Origin of the sequence: Citrobacter sp. L55 (assembly GCF_002850715.1) — a bacterium.
Taxonomy (GTDB): domain Bacteria; phylum Pseudomonadota; class Gammaproteobacteria; order Enterobacterales; family Enterobacteriaceae; genus Citrobacter; species Citrobacter braakii.
The window spans coordinates 42128-60765 of the sequence record NZ_KZ559403.1 but is presented as its reverse complement, the minus strand read 5'-3'; the positions used below and the strand labels follow the sequence as shown (position 1 = coordinate 60765).

The 18638-nt window shown below is 53.2% G+C and carries 15 protein-coding genes; 4 read left to right on the top strand and 11 right to left on the bottom strand.

Features of this window, described 5'->3' with window-relative positions; genetic code table 11:
- Positions 1 to 10: 10 nt before the first annotated feature.
- From B9P82_RS12095 to greB, 6 genes are all read right to left on the bottom strand, one after another.
- Entirely contained in the window at positions 11 to 973 is a 963-nt protein-coding gene (locus B9P82_RS12095) for an Rpn family recombination-promoting nuclease/putative transposase (protein WP_075848111.1), read from the bottom strand.
- 236 nt (positions 974 to 1209) lie between these two features.
- The gene (gene feoC, locus B9P82_RS12090; protein WP_003023516.1) at positions 1210 to 1446 is read right to left on the bottom strand and encodes a [Fe-S]-dependent transcriptional repressor FeoC; all 237 of its coding nucleotides are present in this window, start codon (positions 1444 to 1446) and stop codon (positions 1210 to 1212) included.
- Positions 1447 to 1457: 11 nt separating this feature from the next.
- Positions 1458 to 3776, bottom strand: a complete 2319-nt coding sequence (feoB, locus tag B9P82_RS12085) for a Fe(2+) transporter permease subunit FeoB (RefSeq protein WP_016157644.1) — start codon at positions 3774 to 3776, stop codon at positions 1458 to 1460.
- 18 nt (positions 3777 to 3794) lie between these two features.
- The gene (feoA, locus tag B9P82_RS12080; RefSeq protein ID WP_003023519.1) at positions 3795 to 4022 is read right to left on the bottom strand and encodes a ferrous iron transporter A; all 228 of its coding nucleotides are present in this window, start codon (positions 4020 to 4022) and stop codon (positions 3795 to 3797) included.
- Positions 4023 to 4454: 432 nt separating this feature from the next.
- Entirely contained in the window at positions 4455 to 6788 is a 2334-nt protein-coding gene (locus B9P82_RS12075; RefSeq protein WP_016154803.1) for a Tex family protein, read from the bottom strand.
- A gap of 98 nt (positions 6789 to 6886) precedes the next feature.
- Entirely contained in the window at positions 6887 to 7360 is a 474-nt protein-coding gene (gene greB, locus B9P82_RS12070) for a transcription elongation factor GreB (RefSeq protein ID WP_016154802.1), read from the bottom strand.
- 225 nt (positions 7361 to 7585) lie between these two features.
- Here greB and ompR point away from each other — a divergent pair, with 225 nt between their 5' ends.
- Together ompR and envZ are read left to right on the top strand one after the other, a co-directional pair.
- Positions 7586 to 8305 carry an osmolarity response regulator transcription factor OmpR gene (gene ompR, locus B9P82_RS12065; RefSeq protein ID WP_001157751.1) on the top strand — a complete coding sequence of 240 codons (720 nt, stop codon included), beginning with the start codon at positions 7586 to 7588 and terminating at the stop codon, positions 8303 to 8305.
- Positions 8302 to 9654 (top strand): two-component system sensor histidine kinase EnvZ, encoded by a 1353-nt coding sequence (gene envZ / locus B9P82_RS12060; RefSeq protein WP_029139732.1) that lies wholly within the window; start codon positions 8302 to 8304, stop codon positions 9652 to 9654. The genes ompR and envZ overlap by 4 nt, the downstream gene beginning before the upstream one ends.
- 74 nt (positions 9655 to 9728) lie before the next feature.
- On the opposite strand, the gene pckA is transcribed toward envZ, so the two are convergent.
- On the bottom strand, positions 9729 to 11351 hold the full coding sequence (pckA, locus tag B9P82_RS12055) for a phosphoenolpyruvate carboxykinase (ATP) (RefSeq protein WP_016154801.1): 1623 nt from the start codon (positions 11349 to 11351) through the stop codon (positions 9729 to 9731).
- Positions 11352 to 11729: 378 nt separating this feature from the next.
- Here pckA and B9P82_RS12050 point away from each other — a divergent pair, with 378 nt between their 5' ends.
- A complete protein-coding gene (locus tag B9P82_RS12050; RefSeq protein ID WP_101700386.1) occupies positions 11730 to 13448 on the top strand; it encodes a DUF4153 domain-containing protein in 1719 nt (572 codons plus the stop codon).
- Between the two features lie 82 nt (positions 13449 to 13530).
- Here the strand turns inward: B9P82_RS12050 and hslO are convergent, their stop codons facing one another.
- From hslO to igaA, 4 genes are all read right to left on the bottom strand, one after another.
- On the bottom strand, positions 13531 to 14409 hold the full coding sequence (gene hslO, locus B9P82_RS12045) for an Hsp33 family molecular chaperone HslO (RefSeq protein WP_016157640.1): 879 nt from the start codon (positions 14407 to 14409) through the stop codon (positions 13531 to 13533).
- A gap of 24 nt (positions 14410 to 14433) precedes the next feature.
- Entirely contained in the window at positions 14434 to 14835 is a 402-nt protein-coding gene (hslR, locus tag B9P82_RS12040; protein ID WP_016154798.1) for a ribosome-associated heat shock protein Hsp15, read from the bottom strand.
- Between the two features lie 10 nt (positions 14836 to 14845).
- Positions 14846 to 15514, bottom strand: coding sequence for a GMP/IMP nucleotidase (gene yrfG, locus B9P82_RS12035; RefSeq protein WP_016157638.1), 669 nt, complete (start codon positions 15512 to 15514; stop codon positions 14846 to 14848).
- Between the two features lie 62 nt (positions 15515 to 15576).
- Positions 15577 to 17712 (bottom strand): intracellular growth attenuator protein IgaA, encoded by a 2136-nt coding sequence (igaA, locus tag B9P82_RS12030; protein ID WP_049040650.1) that lies wholly within the window; start codon positions 17710 to 17712, stop codon positions 15577 to 15579.
- Between the two features lie 322 nt (positions 17713 to 18034).
- Between igaA and nudE the strand changes: the two genes are divergently transcribed.
- On the top strand, positions 18035 to 18595 hold the full coding sequence (gene nudE / locus B9P82_RS12025; protein WP_016154795.1) for an ADP compounds hydrolase NudE: 561 nt from the start codon (positions 18035 to 18037) through the stop codon (positions 18593 to 18595).
- Positions 18596 to 18638: the final 43 nt, after the last annotated feature.

The following is an 18638-nucleotide window of genomic DNA, read 5'->3' as shown; positions in this document are numbered from 1 at the left end:
GGGCTTGAGATTAATGGCTGCGCGTAGCCAGATCCTCAGCGGTCAGGCCGGTAATTCTGAAGATGGTCAGCGGGTCGATACCATCAGCCTGCAGGGTTGATGCAATACGTAAAGCTTCCTCTCGTTTACCTTGTTGCAAGCCCGTTTGTAACCCTTCTTGTAATCCCTCTTGTAACCCTTTCATATGACCTTCCTGAAGACCATTAAGATGCCCTTCTTGTCGTAATCTTTCGGCGATAGTCATCAACTTTTCCTTATGTTGGGGTAAACGTTCGGCGACCTCATGAAGAAACTCGGTAAAATGTGTGGTGTCCCCGACCTGCATTAGATAATTAAACAAGGCTTTCAACTGGCTGTCATTAGCGTGTCCTTTAATAATCAGGATGGCCAGTTTTTCTACCAGCCCCATCAAATCGCGTTTACGAATATGTTTTTGGATGAGTTCCAACAGCGCCATCCGGCGATGCTGCATGATCTCGTCATCGGGAACCACGGTGATATCGATCAGTGGAAACGCTGCGGTATAAAGTTGTCTGGCAGCCTTTGGGTCGTCAAATTCGTCCAGCCAGCAGAGTGAGTAGGGGTATGGGCTTGCCGCGCCATGATAAAAAAGCATGGGTATCACTAGCGGGAGTTTTTTGTGACCTGCAGCCAAATGACGATGCATGACCGCAATGGCATAACGCATCAGCCGAAATGCCATATGGGCATCGGCGGTACTCTGATGCTCAATGATGGTGTAAATATAGCCATCGCCTTCGCGGGTTTTTAATGACCACAGCACATCGGAATAGTACGCGCGCAAATCGTCCTCAATAAAGCTGCCCGATTCCAGTTGTAGCGTGTTCAAATCGCACAGTTTTTGCAAAGAGGCTGGAAGATGGAGCCGAAGAAAGTCGCGTGCGGTAGCAGGGTGGTTTAAGAACGTTTTAAAAATCGCGTCATGCGGCGTAGCAGTCGTGTCAGTATTCATGGCGATCCGTCACCTGAGAAACAAGATGACGAGACTCTACTTCCCTGGTCGCCAGTAATCATCCACGAGTTGATAACGATGCGCGCCAGGCTGGAGGATAGATCTGCTTTGCTGAAACAGAGACATCTTTGTGGAATCCATTACGCAAAAAGCCGGATATCAGCATAAACGCTTTATCCGGCCAGGACGTTTGCAGTCATTTTTAGACCGGAAGCGTAGCGCCATCCGGCATCGAACTAGCGCAAAGCCCACCACTCGCGCAGGCAGGCTTTACCTTCCGGGCAGCTCTTGCAGCTTCCGGAAAGACACCCGTCGGCATCTTCCTGAATCCGCACCGCTTTGCCCATCTTTTCTAACTGATTCAGCATGGCGTCAATCATGGGCTGCGGGGTGTGCAGCGTGTGGCTAATTTGAGTTGCCTCCATGCGTCCCCGCAAAGCCAATAAATCACGAACCTGAATAAGCGATGCCATTGTCGATAACCTTAGTGGCAGTCGCCAGTGGTGCTGGAACAGCAGGAGCTTGCCGTCCTGTTGGTCGCCAGCAGTGCGAGATCCACGCGACTGCGAGCTCGACGCAGCAGGCCCAGCAACACAATGTTAAACAGGATGACAGCTAAAATGCACACCAGGCTGTAGGTCGGGTGCTCTTTGTAGCTGACCGCCTGATAAAACAGCGTCGACAGAGAGTAGGCGATGTTCAGGCCCCACAGAATCGAGAAGCTCATCCAGCCACGGCTGGATTCACGTGCAATAGCGCCCATTACCGAAATACACGGCACATACAGCAGCACGAAAATCAGGTAGCTGTAAGCGGCGGCAGCGCTGCCAAATTTTTCGCCCATCACACCCATTGCACCCGTAGCCATTTCACCGTCGCCCTTGCTGGCTTCAATAGGGTTAGCCAGTACGCTCAGGCTGAAGGTGTCTTTCAGGCTTTGCCAGGTCTCATCTACCGCGCCGAGCAGCTCGTCACCGAGGTGGAAATCTGCCGGGTTGAACTCTTCTTCCTGAATGTTTTCTGCGGTATAGAGCGTGTTCAGCGTACCGACAACCACTTCTTTCGCCATCGCGCCGGTGAACAGACCTACGGTTGCCTGCCAGTTATCTTCGTGAACGCCAATCGGCTTGAAGACCGGCGTGATTACGCGGCTGACGGAAGCCAGAGCAGAGTCGTTGATGTTGTCGACGATTTTTCCGCTCAGCGAGAAACTGTTAAACGCGCTGAGGAAAATGCTGACGATGATGATGACTTTACCCGCACGCAGAACGAAGCCTTTCAGGCGTTGCCAGGTCTGAATAATCAGACTCTTAATGTGCGGCACGTGGTACACCGGCAGCTCCATCACGAACGGCGTTGCTTCGCCACGCATGATGGTGTGTTTGAGCATCAGGCCGGTCAATACCGCCATAACGATGCCCAGTACGTACAGTGAGAAGACCGCCAGCGCACCGTTCTGACCAAAGAACGCAGCGGCAAAGACGGCGAAAATCGCCAGGCGAGCGCCACAAGACATAAATGGCGCCATCATGATGGTCATCAGACGTTCACGCGGGGCGTCCAGCGTACGTGCGCCCATCACGGACGGTACGTTACAGCCAAAGCCGACGATCAGCGGGACAAACGATTTGCCCGGCAGTCCCAGCGCCTGCATCAGACGGTCCATTACAAACGCGGCGCGCGCCATGTAACCGGAGTCTTCAAGGAAGGAGAGGAACAGGTACATCATGCCGATTTGCGGTACCAGTGGCAGCACGGTGTTAATCCCGCCGCCAAGACCTTGCGCCAAAAAGATAGTGAGCCAGTCCGGGAAGTGCAGCGTGTAGCCAATCCACTGAATCCCATGGATAAAGAGCGCTACGGAGCCGACGTCAAACAACGGTTGCAGCGCGCCGCCAATGTTGATGGCGAGCAGGAACATCAGGTACATCACGAACAGGAAAATCGGCAGCCCGAGGAAGCGGTTGAGGACGATTTTATCTACTGCGGTGGTGAAGCGGCTCGGCTCTGCCGTCAGGGTGTTGCTGACAGTATCGCAGATAGCGGCAATGCACTGATAGCGCGCATCGGCGATATGCAGTGCCGGATCGTCCATTGTTTCGCTCAGACGTGCAATGGCGGCATCAAGGTTTTGCGCGGCATCACCCGCGTAGGCCCGGCTGTAGATATCGCCTTCCAGCATCTGCAGGCCTAGCCAGCGGCGCTGTTTTAACGGCATATCTTTGGCCATCGCATCGGCGAGGGAATCCGCTTCCTGCAGCAGCGGCTGGGCATAATGAACCAGCTCGACGGTGTCGTTTTCTTTGTAGCGATCGATAGCCAGCTTTAGCGCTTCAATGCCGCGGGCGCGGGTGGATACCAGCGGAACCACCGGGCAACCAAGGCGAGCGGAGAGGGCATCGATATCGATACGGATTTGCTGCTTCTCGGCAATATCCAGCATATTCAACGCGACGATGCAGGGGATGCCCAGCTCAAGCAGTTGCAACGTCAGGTAGAGGTTGCGTTCAAGGTTTGAAGCATCGACCACGTTGATCAACAGATCCGCGTCGCCGCTTAAAATATAGTGACAGGCGATCTGCTCATCGAGAGAGGTCTGGGATGAGATTGTCGTCAGAGAATAGGTGCCGGGTAAATCAACCAGCGTGACCTGGTGGTCCGTCGTTGCGAAATGACCTTCTTTACGCTCAACGGTAACGCCAGCCCAGTTGCCTACACGCTGGCGTGCGCCGGTAAGCTGGTTGAATAAAGTAGTCTTGCCGGAATTAGGATTGCCAATTAAACCAATGGTTAGTTTTTTCATTTTTATAGACTCACTGTATTAACAGGAAACCGCTTCCACTTCTAATAACGCCAGATCTTTCTTACGCAATACCAGACTTACGCGACGCGTTTCGATATGGATAGGATCGCCGAGTGGGGCGACGCGTACCACGTTGAAAGAGGAGCCGGGTAGCATGCCAAGTGACAACAGTTTCTGACGATAAGCCGGGCTGATTTCACGGGCAAAACCGGTAATTTTCCACGCACTGTCAGGAGTGAATTGCATAGGGACCTACTTATATCTCGCTAACTGGATGATTACCTCATGGGGCGGCAAGGCGGCATGAGGCCAGATGATTAGCCAACGTAAGGAAAGAGTAAATAATCAACAGATCAATGATAATGAGAATGGTTTCTATCATCAATAGAATAAATGTGACGGAATGTACAATTGGATAATAATTTGCGCCAATTTTGATATTCCTCAATATTTATTCTGGTTGGGAACGAATGATTCGCGGAAATAATTAGTGAAGATCTTAATGTTTAATTAAGGTTTCATCTGTTAATGAAGTGATAAATATATGGCGGTAGAAAGCGGGAAATAGACTAAATATGCCGGATGGCGACGCTCACGCGTGTTATCCGGCTTACAAATTAATTGCAACAAGTTAGCCGGATAAGGAGGTTACACCCCCCATCCGGCACAAAAGTCACACTAGCGTTTTTTACCCATTGCCGCCGCCAGCGCATCCATCATGGCGCTGTTACCCGCAGGCTGTGCATCACGACCACGAGGTTTCGCGGCTTTTGGCGCCGGGCGATTGCTTTGAGTGCGATCGTTATTCCCGCCGCCGCGACGCGCATTGGTTTCACCCGGCTGCTCGTCCAGACGCATGGTCAGTGCGATACGCTTACGTTGCAGGTCAACTTCCAGCACTTTCACCTTCACAATGTCGCCCGCTTTCACCACGGTGTGTGGATCTTCGACGAACTTATTCGACAATGAAGAGATATGCACCAGACCATCCTGATGAACGCCAATATCAACAAACGCGCCGAAGTTCGTGACGTTAGTGACTGCCCCTTCCAGAATCATTCCCGGCAGCAGATCGTTCATGGTTTCTACGCCATCAGCAAACTGCGCGGTTTTAAATTCAGGACGCGGGTCGCGGCCTGGTTTTTCCAGCTCTTTGATGATGTCGGTGACGGTCGGCACCCCGAAGCGTTCGTCGGTAAAATCGGCTGCTTTCAGATTGCGCAGTTCGTTGCTGTTGCCCATCAGGTCACGCAGCGATTGTTCGGTTGCGGCCAGAATGCGTTCCACAATCGGATAAGCTTCCGGGTGAACGGTAGAAGCATCCAGTGGGTTATCGCCATGGTTGATACGCAGGAAGCCCGCGCATTGTTCAAAGGCTTTTGGCCCCAGGCGGCTAACTTTTAGCAGTTGCTGACGGTTCTGAAACTGACCGTTCTCATCGCGCCAGGCGACGATGTTTTGCGCCATCATGCGCGTCAGGCCAGCAACGCGGGTCAGCAGCGGCACGGAAGCGGTATTCAGATCGACGCCGACGGCATTCACGCAGTCTTCCACCACCGCATCCAGCTTGCGCGCCAGCTGCGTCTGGCTTACATCGTGCTGATACTGGCCCACGCCGATAGATTTCGGATCGATTTTCACTAGCTCCGCCAGCGGATCCTGCAAACGACGGGCGATAGACACCGCGCCACGCAGCGAAACATCGAGATCCGGGAACTCCAGCGCCGCCAGCTCGGAAGCAGAGTAAACCGATGCCCCGGCTTCGCTGACAATCACTTTCTGCGCGGTCACTTTGGGGAATTGTTTCTGCACGTCGAGGAAGAAACGCTCGGTTTCGCGCGACGCCGTGCCGTTACCAATCGCGACCAGCTCAACGTTGTATTTTTCACACAACGCCGCCACGGCAACGGCGGCTTTGGCTGCCTGGCCGGTATGCGGATAAATAGTGTCGGTCGCGACCAGCTTGCCGGTACCGTCAACCACCGCCACTTTTACACCGGTACGCAGACCCGGATCGAGACCCATTGTGGCGCGCAGCCCGGCCGGGGCGGCCATCAGCAGGTCATGCAGGTTACGGGCAAAGACGTTGATCGCTTCATCTTCCGCACGTTCACGCACGGTACCCATCAGCTCAGTTTCAAGGTGCATCAGCACTTTGATGCGCCACGTCCAGCTAACAACGCCTTTACGCCAGCTGTCAGCGGGGGCGTTGTTCAGGCGCAGTCCCAGGTGATCCTGGATAATCTGCTCGCCGTGGCTCTCTTTTGGCGGCTCATCGAATTGCGGATCGGCATTTAGTGAAAGCTGCAACACGCCTTCGTTACGACCACGGAACATGGCCAGCGCACGGTGGGATGGAACGGTAGAAATAGGTTCGTGGTGATCGAAGTAATCGCGGAACTTAGCGCCTTCCTCTTCTTTCCCACTAACCACGGCGGCAACCAGGTGGGCGTTTTTCCACAAATAATCACGCACTTTTGCCAGCAGCGCAGCGTCTTCGGCGAAGCGCTCCATCAGAATGTAGCGTGCGCCATCGAGGGCGGCTTTGGTATCGGCCACGCCGTTTTCGGCGTTGAGATATTTTGCAGCTTCGGTTTCCGGGTCATGGGACGGTTCGTTCCACAGCAGATCTGCCAGCGGCTCCAGTCCGGCTTCAATGGCTATCTGCCCACGGGTGCGGCGCTTAGGTTTGTACGGCAGATAGAGATCTTCGAGTTCGGTCTTACTTAACGTGCCGTTGATCGCGTTCGCCAGATCGTCGGTCAGTTTGCCTTGCTCGCCGATAGATTTCAGGATTGCCTGACGGCGGTCTTCCAGTTCACGCAGATATCCCAGACGGGTCTCCAGATTACGCAGTTGCGTATCGTCCAGACCGCCGGTGATTTCCTTACGATAACGTGCGATAAACGGCACGGTGTTCCCTTCGTCAAGCAGGCGAACGGCAGCTTCTACCTGTTCAGCACGAGCCTGAATTTCACCTGCGATAATGCGGCAGAAAGAATCATTCATCATGGATAGCTTCGTCTATAGGATAAAAAATCAGGGGATAGTTATACGGATTGACTGGCAAAAATGCCAGTCATCTACCGGGGCTTCGGATTGTTCCGGTCTCACTTAACGTATTCAATTTCGTTCACGTACCAGCTGGCTTCACCACCAGGGGTGTTGACTATCGCGAGATCGCCGACCTCTTTTTTCAGCAGCGCCCGCGCCATCGGTGAGTCGATAGAAATGTAATCTTTACGACCGAAGATCTCATCGTAGCCGACAATACGGAATTTACGGATGTCGCCATCGTCATTTTCTATCTCGACCCACGCGCCAAAGAAGACTTTGCCCTCTTGCTGCGGGGAGTAATCGACGATTTTCAAATTCTCCATGCACTTGGTCAAATAACGGACACGGCGGTCGATCTCACGCAGACGCTTTTTATTATACTGGTAGTCGGCATTTTCGCTGCGGTCACCCAGACTTGCGGCCCAGGTAACCTTTTTGGTGACTTCCGGGCGCTCTTCACGCCAGAGGTAATTCAGCTCTTGTTTGAGTTTTTCATACCCTTCGCGGGTTATCAGGGGCGTTTTCATCTTATTGTTTTACCTTCGACTCTGTGATGATGCGCACAATTAGTATTACGCGAGCATATCAACAGAATAAATAATGTATTGCGAGAAACATTGTATACTTAAGCTGCTGTTTAATATGCTTTGTAACAATTTAGCCTGGAATTCATACCAGAATTCGCTGGTGACTCACGTTAGCTTTCTTAAGAATATACACTTAATTGTTGCGAACCTTTGGGAGTAATAACAATGCAAGAGAACTATAAGATTCTGGTGGTCGATGACGACATGCGCTTGCGTGCGCTTCTGGAGCGTTATCTGACCGAGCAGGGCTTCCAGGTTCGAAGCGTCGCTAACGCTGAGCAGATGGATCGTCTGCTGACCCGTGAGTCCTTTCACCTGATGGTGCTGGATTTAATGCTGCCGGGAGAAGATGGCCTGTCTATTTGCCGTCGCCTGCGCAGTCAAAGCAACCCGATGCCGATCATTATGGTCACGGCGAAGGGTGAAGAAGTCGATCGTATCGTTGGGCTGGAAATCGGCGCTGACGATTACATTCCGAAACCGTTTAACCCGCGAGAACTGCTGGCCCGTATTCGCGCTGTACTGCGTCGTCAGGCGAACGAACTGCCGGGCGCGCCTTCTCAGGAAGAAGCGGTCATTGCTTTTGGTAAGTTTAAACTGAACCTCGGTACGCGTGAAATGTTCCGTGAAGATGAGCCAATGCCGCTCACCAGCGGGGAATTTGCGGTACTGAAAGCGCTGGTAAGCCACCCGCGCGAGCCGCTGTCCCGCGATAAGCTGATGAACCTGGCCCGTGGTCGTGAATATTCGGCGATGGAGCGTTCTATCGATGTCCAGATTTCTCGTCTGCGCCGTATGGTGGAAGAGGACCCGGCGCATCCGCGCTACATTCAGACCGTGTGGGGTCTCGGCTACGTCTTTGTTCCGGACGGTTCTAAAGCATGAGGCGAATGCGCTTCTCGCCACGAAGTTCGTTTGCCCGCACGTTATTGCTCATCGTCACCTTGCTGTTTGCCAGCCTGGTGACGACTTACCTGGTAGTGCTGAACTTCGCGATACTGCCGAGCCTCCAGCAGTTTAATAAGGTCCTGGCCTACGAAGTTCGTATGCTGATGACCGATAAACTGCAGCTGGAGGACGGTACGCAACTGGTGGTGCCGCCCGCATTCCGCCGGGAAATTTATCGTGAGCTGGGTATTTCCCTCTATTCCAACGAGGCCGCTGAAGAAGCTGGGCTGCGTTGGGCGCAACACTATGAATTCTTAAGCCATCAGATGGCGCAGCAACTGGGCGGTCCGACGGAAGTCCGCGTTGAGGTGAACAAAAGCTCGCCGGTCGTATGGCTGAAAACCTGGCTGTCGCCCAATATCTGGGTACGCGTGCCGCTGACGGAGATCCATCAGGGCGATTTCTCACCGCTGTTCCGCTACACGCTGGCGATTATGCTGTTGGCTATCGGTGGCGCGTGGCTGTTTATCCGTATCCAGAACCGACCGCTGGTGGATCTTGAACATGCAGCGCTGCAGGTGGGGAAAGGTATCATTCCGCCGCCGTTGCGTGAGTATGGCGCTTCAGAGGTGCGCTCTGTTACCCGTGCCTTTAACCATATGGCCGCGGGGGTGAAGCAGCTGGCCGATGACCGTACGCTGTTAATGGCGGGCGTGAGCCACGATTTACGTACTCCGCTGACGCGTATTCGTCTGGCGACCGAAATGATGGGCGAAGAGGATGGTTATCTCGCGGAATCCATCAATAAGGACATCGAAGAGTGTAATGCCATTATCGAGCAGTTTATCGATTATCTGCGTACCGGTCAGGAGATGCCGATGGAGATGGCGGATCTGAACTCGGTGTTAGGCGAAGTGGTCGCAGCGGAAAGCGGCTATGAACGTGAAATCGAAACTGCGCTGCTGCCGGGTAGCATTCAGGTGAAAATGCACCCGCTGTCGATCAAGCGTGCGGTTGCCAATATGGTGGTTAACGCCGCCCGTTACGGCAACGGCTGGATTAAGGTCAGCAGCGGTACGGAGACGCATCGCGCCTGGTTCCAAGTAGAAGATGATGGTCCGGGCATCAAGCCGGAGCAGCGTAAACACCTGTTCCAGCCGTTTGTCCGCGGCGACAGCGCGCGTAGTACCAGCGGCACGGGCCTGGGTCTGGCGATTGTGCAGCGTATTATCGATAACCATAACGGTATGCTGGAAATTGGCACCAGTGAACGAGGAGGGTTGTCGATCCGCGCCTGGCTTCCGGTTCCCTTCACTCGCGCGCAGGGCATCACGAAAGACGCATAAGAAAGGGAGGCGAAATGCCTCCCTTTTTGTTGCTGTAGGCCGGATAAGGCGAAACCGCCATCCGGCACTCTTCGTTACAGCTTCGGTCCGGCGCTAACCAGCGCTTCACCCGCAGGGGTATCGGTGTATTTCTCGAAGTTCTCGATAAACAGTTTCGCCAGTGCGTTGGCTTTTTCCTGCCACTGCTCCGGAGAAGCATAGGTATTACGCGGATCGAGAATGCGAGTATCTACGCCAGGCAGCTCGGTTGGGATAGCCAGGTCAAACATCGGCAGACGGAACGTTTCTGCGTCATCCAGCGAACCGTTCAGGATAGCGTCGATAATCGCGCGAGTATCTTTGATAGAGATACGCTTGCCGGTACCGTTCCAGCCGGTGTTAACCAGATATGCCTGCGCACCTGCCGCCTGCATACGTTTCACCAGTACTTCTGCGTACTGCGTTGGGTGCAGTGACAGGAATGCTGCGCCAAAGCAGGCTGAGAAGGTTGGGGTTGGTTCGGTGACGCCACGTTCGGTACCGGCCAGTTTGGCGGTGAAGCCAGACAGGAAGTGGTACTGGGTTTGGTCTGCCGTCAGACGAGAGACCGGCGGCAGCACGCCAAACGCGTCGGCGGTCAGGAAGATCACTTTGGTGGCGTGACCCGCTTTTGACACCGGCTTAACGATGTTATCGATGTGATAAATCGGGTAGGACACGCGGGTGTTTTCGGTTTTGGAACCGTCGTCGAAGTCGATGGAACCATCTGCGCGCACGGTGACGTTTTCCAGCAGCGCGTCACGACGGATTGCGTTGTAGATTTCCGGCTCGGCATCTTTAGACAGTTTGATGGTCTTCGCGTAGCAACCGCCTTCAAAGTTAAACACGCCGTCGTCATCCCAGCCGTGTTCGTCATCGCCAATCAGGCGGCGTTTCGGATCGGTGGACAGCGTTGTTTTTCCTGTGCCGGACAGGCCAAAGAAGACTGCCACATCACCTTTTTCCCCGACGTTTGCCGAGCAGTGCATGGAGGCAATGCCTTTCAGCGGCAGCAGGTAGTTCATTACGGAGAACATACCTTTCTTCATTTCGCCGCCGTACCAGGTGCCACCAATCAACTGGATACGCTCAGTCAGGTTGAAAGCCACGAAGTTTTCGGAGTTCAGACCCTGCTCTTTCCATTGCGGGTTAGTGCATTTAGCGCCATTCATCACGATGAAATCAGGTTTGAAATCAACCAGCTCTTCGTCGCTTGGGCGGATGAACATGTTTTTAACAAAATGCGCCTGCCAGGCTACTTCGGTAATGAAGCGTACGGAAAGGCGGGTATCGGCGTTAGCGCCGCAGAATGCATCAATGATAAACAGACGCTTGCCGGAAAGCTGCTGGGTGACTAATCCTTTCAGATGCTGCCAGGTTTCCGGGGAGAGCGGTTTGTTGTCGTTCTTACCTTTACCTTTGTCGGACCACCAGAGCGTGTCGCGCGTGGTGTCGTCACGGACAATATACTTATCCTTTGGCGAACGTCCGGTAAAGATACCGGTATCAACGGCAACGGCGCCCAGGTTTGTTAACACGCCACGCTCATAACCTTCCAGGTTTGGATCAAGTTCCTCCTGGAAAAGCGTGTCGTAGTCTGGATTGTAAACGATATCCTGAACGTCATTGATACCATAAGCCTTGAGATCTTGCGGGGTTAAACTGTTGTTCACACGCATTTCACTGCTCCTTAGCCAATATGTATTACCTGGAATAGTAAGGTTTTTTAGGGATTGCTAACCGCGACAAGGCTCATAGATTTACGCATCCGGGAAAATCACGGATAACCGAATGCGCTGCGACTCCTGTCACAAAGAGGCGGATATTATGGCAGGAAACCCTTTTTTGTTGTGGAAAATGTTCTTAAAACGTTAATAGAGAGTGTTTTTGGCGGGAAACTTGTGAGTGTAATCGCATTCACGTAAGAAAATAACGTAACTCATACATAAACAATATCGATTCACTTCCCGTCGCAGTGGTCCGGGATCGGCCTATCAATGCTCAAAATTGTGAAGTTGATGCAATAATTACCTTTTCTCTTCATTCTGGGTGACGACATGGATAGTGTTGAACTTTCACGTACTACTCGCTGGGGCATGATATCTATCGGCCTGTTACAGGGGATATTGTGCTACCTGCTGATGACATATCTGGTGCCGCATAATGACGGCTGGCTGTTCTATGGCATGCCCGCGACAATTGCTCTCTCTTCGGCGCTTTTACTCACCGTTGTCTCTTTCAAACAACGTGCGCTGTGGTACTGGATGGCGCTGATCTTTGTTGTCGTGCTGGCGATGAGCGTCTGGCTAAAGTGGCAAGTCGAGGGCAGCGATAAGTGGCGGCAAAATGATATTTTTATGTTGTACGGCTGGCGCTTACTGCTGATGGCGATGCTGGCATTGCCATGGATTCAGTACTCGCTCCACGCATCCCGCCAGCAGGCCCGCTATGCGCAGTTTTATACGAGTTTGTGGCTTAATGCGCTGACGTTACTGATTGTCTTTGTCGCCAACGGTCTGTTCTGGATGGTGCTCCTGCTATGGAGCGAGATGTTTAAGCTCGTTGGTATTACCTTCTTCGACACGCTTTTCTTTGATACCGACTGGTTTGGCTACGTGGCCTTTGGCCTGGTTACCGCACTGGCGGTGGTACTGACCCGCACGCAGTCGCGTCTGGTTGCGGCGGTCCAAAAGTTACTGACTTTGATCGCCACCGGTCTGTTACCCCTGGTCGCGCTGCTGGCGCTGATGTTTGTACTGACCTTGCCCTTCACCGGCCTGGAGGCTATCTCGCAGCGGGTATCTGCGGCCGGGTTGATGTCAACGCTGGCGCTGCTCCTGTTGCTGTTGATAGCCATCGTTCGCGAGCCGCAGAAAGAGGCGCTTCCCTATCCAGCCGCGTTACGCTACCTGATCAAATGCGCCCTGGTTGTCGCGCCCATCTATATGCTGATTGCCGGTTGGTCACTGTGGGTGCGAATTCAACAGTACGGTTGGACGCCCGAGCGTTTATATGGCGTGCTGGTGGTCTGCGTGCTGCTGCTCTGGTCGTTTGGCTATCTGGCGAGTATTTTACGCCGTGGGCGCAATCCGCTTGAGCTTCAGGGGAAGGTGATTCTTTGCGTGTCGTTGCTGGCGTTGGGGCTGTTGATTTTGCTGTCGTCGCCGGTTATTGATGCCTGGCGCATCAGCGTCAACAGCCATATGGGGCGGTATCACAGTGGCAAAATTAAGCCGGATCAGGTCAGCCTGTATATGTTGGGTAAGAGCGGAAAACCGGGACGTGCGGCGTTGGAGGCATTACAAAAAGATGCGGCGTTTAACCAAGACAGTAAGCGTCGGCGCGACTTAAATTCTCTGCTGCAAGGACGTCGCGATCCCATTCAGAACCTGACTACCACTCAACTAGCGCCGAAAGTGATGATTGCTCCAGGTAGCAGGCAACCCGATGAGACCTTCTGGGCGTTTGTCAAAGGGCAGAGCTACCGCATTACATCCTGCGTTGAGCAGGATGCATGCGTCCTGGTCGATCAGGACCTCAATGCTGATGGTAAGCCTGAGCAGGTGCTGTATGCTTTTGGCGATGGTGAGAGTCTGGTCTTTGCCAGGAAAGAGGATAAATGGGAACTCATCGCATCAGGTCAGCTACCTGCAGGATTCAATAAGGATAAACTGCTGCAGGCGGTGGCGAATCATCAACTGAATTCAGCCCCCAGAGTTTGGCGTGATATCACCATTGATGGCACCCGATTGCCGATGAATTATTACAACGAGTGAGCGTGTTGCGGATAGCGTTTTGATGGATGGCGGTGCGAACGCCTATCCGGTCGACGATTGTGGGCCGGATAGGCAGTAGTGATTAATGTACCTGCGGGTCCGCCGGGGAAGCGTTGCTGCGGATCTCAGCAATGTCCATGGCGTTAAACAGATAGTGGCTCCCGCAGTAATCGCAGTGCATATCGATCTCGCCTTCTTCCGCCAGAATGCTGTCCACTTCTTCGTCCGGCAGCGTTTTCAGTGCGCCAGCGCAGCGTTCGCGTGAACAGGTGCATTTGAACTCAACGTCCTGCGGATCGTAGAGAGTAACCTCTTCTTCGTGGTACAAGCGCCACAGCACTTCGTTGGCCGGGAGCGTTAACAGCTCTTCAGTTTTGATGGTTTCGGTCAGGGCTGTCAGGTGATCGAAATCATCTGCCTGCGCGTTTTGCGCTGGCATTACCTGCAGAAGCATCCCGCCAGCAGCGGGTTTGCCATCGACGTCGCCAGTACGGATAAACAGACGTGTCGGCAGCTGTTCAGAACGCATGAAGTAATCTTCCAGACAGGCGGCCAGCGTGTCGCCTTCCAGACCAACCACGCCCTGATAGCGCTCGCCTTCTTCTGGGGTAATGGTGATCACCAGGTAGCCGTTGCCTACCAGCGTTTTGAGATCAGCGCCTTCAGGGATATCGCCCTGCATACGGGCCACGCCGCGCATCTGCTGATTGTTGTTGCCGTTAATGACGGCCAGGCTCAGCGGACCATCGCCCTGCAGCTGTACGGTGATATCACCGGCAAACTTCAGCGTGGCGGTGAGCAGGCTGGTGGCGACCAGCAGTTCAGCCAGCACGTTCTTGACCGGCTGCGGGTAAGTATGATTTTCGAGGATCTGTTGCAGGGTTTCCGAAACGGTCACCAGCTCGCCGCGCACGGCAAAGTTTTCAAACAGATAACGATGTAATTGGTCATGTTGCGGCATAATCATCTCTCTTGCAGGTGACAGTCACTCGCTGTCGCCATGTTTAAATCGTAACAGGTCGCGGCGCTCTTTCTTGTCCGGTCGCCTGTCCGGGTGCGGCATGGTTAACGCGTTAAGTTTACGCGCCAGCGCCACTTTTTCGCGTTTTTCTACGCTTTCCGCAGTTTCTTCATACAGCGTAACGGCTTCCGTGGCCGGGCGACGCTGCTCGGTAATAGCCTTGATAATGACCGTTCGCTCGTCATTTCCCTGGCGCAGGGTGAGGGTGGCGTTCAGCTCGACAATCTTGCTCGGTTTGCTGCGCTGGCCGTTGTAATGCACCTTACCGCCTTCAACCATTTCGCGGGCTAGCGCACGCGTTTTGTAAAAGCGTGCAGCCCACAGCCATTTATCCAGTCTGACATCAGCAGAGGGCTTTTCTTTCATGGCGTCTCCTTCACATCAGTGAGGGGATCAGTCGGCGGTAGTCATTCAGTGACGGATGGCGTGCGTACTGTTTTTCCGCGATGCCTGAGTCGGGATTGGTCACGCCGAGGCAGTAACGAATACCGTACAGAGCAGCGGCGTCGAGAATGGGTTCGCTGTCATCAATAAACAGCGTCTTCTCTGCACTCATTCCCGTTTCTTCAGCCACAGCGTGCCATAACCGCTGATCCTCTTTGGGATAACCAAATGTGTGGGTGGAAAGTAATAAATCAAGGTGTGAGGCCAGACCGGTATGCTCCAGCTTCACCGCCAGGTTATGGGGATGCGCGTTGGTGAGCAAAATACGGCGCTTGCCGCTGGCTTTTAAGGCATCAAGAAACGGTACGGTATCTTCACGCAAAACGGCGCGCGGTCCCTGTTCCGTTGTCATGGCGCAAATATCAAGATCCAGGCATTCGCTCCAGTAATCCAGGCAGTACCAGTTTAGCGTATGCTGCACGGCATGATACTGCTGACGAATATAGTCCTGGGCTTCCTGGGGAGAGATACCCTGTTTCGCGCCATAGGTTTCCGGCACCAGTTTTTGCCAGAAATAGTTATCGAATGCCAGGTCGAGCAGCGTGCCGTCCATATCTAACAACACGGTATCGACATCCTGCCAGGCAATATTGATCTGCATGGAAACTCCCCAGAAGAAAACATGATGCGCGACAGGGTAGCATATCCTGTCGCGCGAGCGTGTTATCGAATCAGGCTTTCCGGGTTGTCAATCAGCGTTGGATTCAGGCAACTTTCGTAGTAGCTCTGAATTTCCGTGATGCGGGAGCGGTGACGCTGGTAGCGTCTGAAAGCCTGTATGCTGTTGTAGACAGCGCATCCGAGCATGGAGAACATCAGCAGCGTCGTGCCAAGGTAGCGCCATAATCCTGAACGATCCGGGATACGGTGCAGGCCAATGTGCTGGGTGCCATTGGCGTCGGTCGAAATATTGGTGACGATCCCCTCCGCGCGAAACGGCGTCTGCATCAGCATCTGCGCCAGACGCTGGAAGGCGTTCCACTGTTCTTGTGGGGGATAGTCATATAGCGAGGTTGTCGGCCACGGCTGATCGACCAGATCGCTGCCTTCGTCGCTGATAATCAGGAAACCGCCAGGGGCTGGGCTATTCAGCGTCTGGGCCGCTCGCGCAGTCTCGCGTGAAATAAACGGCGCCGTAGAGGTATTCACCAGATTATCCAACGACTCTGCGCTTACCGGACGCAGCAGCACGTTCACGCCATCCAGTTTGCCTGCGTTCGCCCGTTTCACAAGCGCTGTCCAGTCTTTACTGTTACCAAGGTTAACCAGTGCATTTTTTAAACGTACACATTCATCTTTGGCCGCGCACAGATCGGCCGTTTTCAGGACAATCTCGCCAAAATCGTCCAGTAACACCATTCCGGACTTTTGAATTGCCGAGCGTAACGATGCGCTGACGCGAGAGTCATCATCCGCTTTGGGGTGCAGTTGGCGGTTCACCGCCTGCGTGAGCGCGGTGGCTTTATTCACCAGATCGGACTCAGGCAGCGGTAATGCGCGCGCGTCATTCCAGATAATTTGCGTGCAATCGAAAGGCATAAACGGCGCGGAAGGCTGCGCATTCCAGCTCCCTTGGGTATGAATGTTACACATACCCGTACCGCTCAGATGCAGCGTGTCACCCACGCGAACGCCCGCGTTTTCAAGCTGTTTAACGCTGGTGGCTTCGATAGTTTGTGCGCCCTTCATCCAGGAAAGCGTAAGCTTTATCGGCATATCCAGCGGGATCCAAAACAGCAGCATCAGCAGCACCAGCAACGAGCCGCCCGCGATGACGGCGTTGCGCAGCCAGTGCTGTAACGGGAAGTTTTTGACTTCGTCATGCAGCGATAAAAAACGTCCCTGGCGAACAACGTGGCGATCGAGATAAATATCAATATCCGTTTGCTGGCCAAGATCTTGTGCGATGTAAGGCTGCCAGTGCGGTGGATAAATCAGATCGATAATACCTAGTGAGATATTATTAATTTGCTCCTGGTCGTTTTCGCCAAACAGCCCCCAGCGACGCGGCGTACCGCGCAGACAATGAATTTCCCGCAGGGCGGTTTTAGACGGTGGGGCGAACAGCCCCCACAGACCCGCCCCCAGTAGCAGCACCGCGCCACCAACTGTCCACGGAACAAACGTATCCGGGATTATCAAACAGAAAAAGAACAGCAGGAACGATGCGGCAATCAGTAACGCCTCGCGCAATCCCGATGGGCGGCTAAGCGCATATTCTTCATGGGTTTCCTGGCGAATATTCAGCAGTTCAATCTGCTCGCTTTCTTCACCGCGAATGGACGCCTGGGTAGAGGCGGTGTGCTGTAACGCATAGCCACGCGCTTCCTGCATATATTCCTGCAGCGTATGGCCGTTCAGGGAGATAACCAGCGGTATCGTATTGGTGTGGATTAGCTCAACGCTGTTTTCGTCATTGATGTATTGTTCCCAGAAAGGGGGAAGATGTACCTCAACGGAATCAAGATAGTAACGCCATTTGTTAGGATCGTCGGTAGTAATGCCGTAACGTGTAATCGCGTGCGTAAGCACGATGACGCTATTACTTTGGGCATTCAGCGTTAATGACACCGGCGCGGAGCTGGCGCCCGTTGGACCAGGTACCTGCTGAATTTGACTAAGGCTTTCGAGATAGTTTTCGACTGCACTGCGCTCTTCAGGCGTGAGTTTACGCTTCGAGGCGTCTGAGAAGACGTTGCTCAAGGGTAAATTTTTCCGTCTGGATTTCGTTCTGAGTAGCCATCCTGCAAGCAATGAGCAGGCCAGCAAAGCAGCTAAAAAAATCAGAATGGTGCTCATGCTTTCCCCATCTTACTTAGTCTGTCAGGCGTGGTCAGTCGCACCCTGTTCAATATTCGTGATTCTGTGGTTGGCTATCGGCAAGTGTGGAGTCGAACTTGAGCATCTTTAAGTACAGCCCAGTAAATGCGAATCATAGCAAAATCACTAAAAATGGAATATCAGCAAATTCCTGGAGTTATTTCAACCTATTGACTTTTAATTTGAAATAGGGATTAACTTTTAGTACGTTACATAAATGTAAATAAACGGCAATTCACATTGCCGAAACCGTGCGGTATATCGCACAATAACCCCAGATTTCACAGCAAAGATCCTCACAATGAGCAAATCATTACAGAAACCCACGATTTTGAAAGTGGAAACCGTCGCCCAATCCCGGCTGTTTAAAGTCGAAAGCGTGGACCTTGAGTTCAGCAATGGCGTACGCCGCGTTTATGAACGTATGCGCCCGTCCACGCGTGAAGCGGTAATGATTGTGCCGATTGTGGACGACCACCTGATCCTCATCCGCGAATACGCGGTCGGGACCGAATCTTACGAACTGGGTTTTTCCAAGGGGTTAATCGATCCTGGCGAAAGCGTGTACGAAGCGGCGAATCGGGAGCTGAAAGAAGAGGTGGGGTTTGGCGCAAAAGATCTGACGTTTTTAAAGAAACTCAGCATGGCGCCGTCCTATTTCTCCAGCAAGATGAACATCGTGGTGGCGGAGGACTTATATCCTGAATCGCTGGAAGGTGATGAGCCTGAACCATTACCGCAGGTGCGCTGGCCGCTGGCGCATTTGATGGACCTGCTGGAAGATCCTGATTTTCACGAAGCGCGTAATGTGAGTGCGCTGTTCCTCGTACGCGAATGGCTGAAAGGACAGGGGCGGCTTTAATTTCTCTTCACGAATAATAAAAAAGGCGCCGAAGCGCCTTTTT

Excerpts from the sequence above, each read along its gene's own strand:
- B9P82_RS12095 (WP_075848111.1), bottom strand. The coding sequence starts at position 973 with ATGAATACTGACACGACTGCTACGCCGCATGACGCGATTTTTAAAACG.
- feoC (WP_003023516.1), bottom strand. The coding sequence starts at position 1,446 with ATGGCATCGCTTATTCAGGTTCGTGATTTATTGGCTTTGCGGGGACGC.
- feoB (WP_016157644.1), bottom strand. The coding sequence starts at position 3,776 with ATGAAAAAACTAACCATTGGTTTAATTGGCAATCCTAATTCCGGCAAG.
- feoA (WP_003023519.1), bottom strand. The coding sequence starts at position 4,022 with ATGCAATTCACTCCTGACAGTGCGTGGAAAATTACCGGTTTTGCCCGT.
- B9P82_RS12075 (WP_016154803.1), bottom strand. The coding sequence starts at position 6,788 with ATGATGAATGATTCTTTCTGCCGCATTATCGCAGGTGAAATTCAGGCT.
- greB (WP_016154802.1), bottom strand. The coding sequence starts at position 7,360 with ATGAAAACGCCCCTGATAACCCGCGAAGGGTATGAAAAACTCAAACAA.
- ompR (WP_001157751.1), top strand. The coding sequence starts at position 7,586 with ATGCAAGAGAACTATAAGATTCTGGTGGTCGATGACGACATGCGCTTG.
- envZ (WP_029139732.1), top strand. The coding sequence starts at position 8,302 with ATGAGGCGAATGCGCTTCTCGCCACGAAGTTCGTTTGCCCGCACGTTA.
- pckA (WP_016154801.1), bottom strand. The coding sequence starts at position 11,351 with ATGCGTGTGAACAACAGTTTAACCCCGCAAGATCTCAAGGCTTATGGT.
- B9P82_RS12050 (WP_101700386.1), top strand. The coding sequence starts at position 11,730 with ATGGATAGTGTTGAACTTTCACGTACTACTCGCTGGGGCATGATATCT.
- hslO (WP_016157640.1), bottom strand. The coding sequence starts at position 14,409 with ATGCCGCAACATGACCAATTACATCGTTATCTGTTTGAAAACTTTGCC.
- hslR (WP_016154798.1), bottom strand. The coding sequence starts at position 14,835 with ATGAAAGAAAAGCCCTCTGCTGATGTCAGACTGGATAAATGGCTGTGG.
- yrfG (WP_016157638.1), bottom strand. The coding sequence starts at position 15,514 with ATGCAGATCAATATTGCCTGGCAGGATGTCGATACCGTGTTGTTAGAT.
- igaA (WP_049040650.1), bottom strand. The coding sequence starts at position 17,712 with ATGAGCACCATTCTGATTTTTTTAGCTGCTTTGCTGGCCTGCTCATTG.
- nudE (WP_016154795.1), top strand. The coding sequence starts at position 18,035 with ATGAGCAAATCATTACAGAAACCCACGATTTTGAAAGTGGAAACCGTC.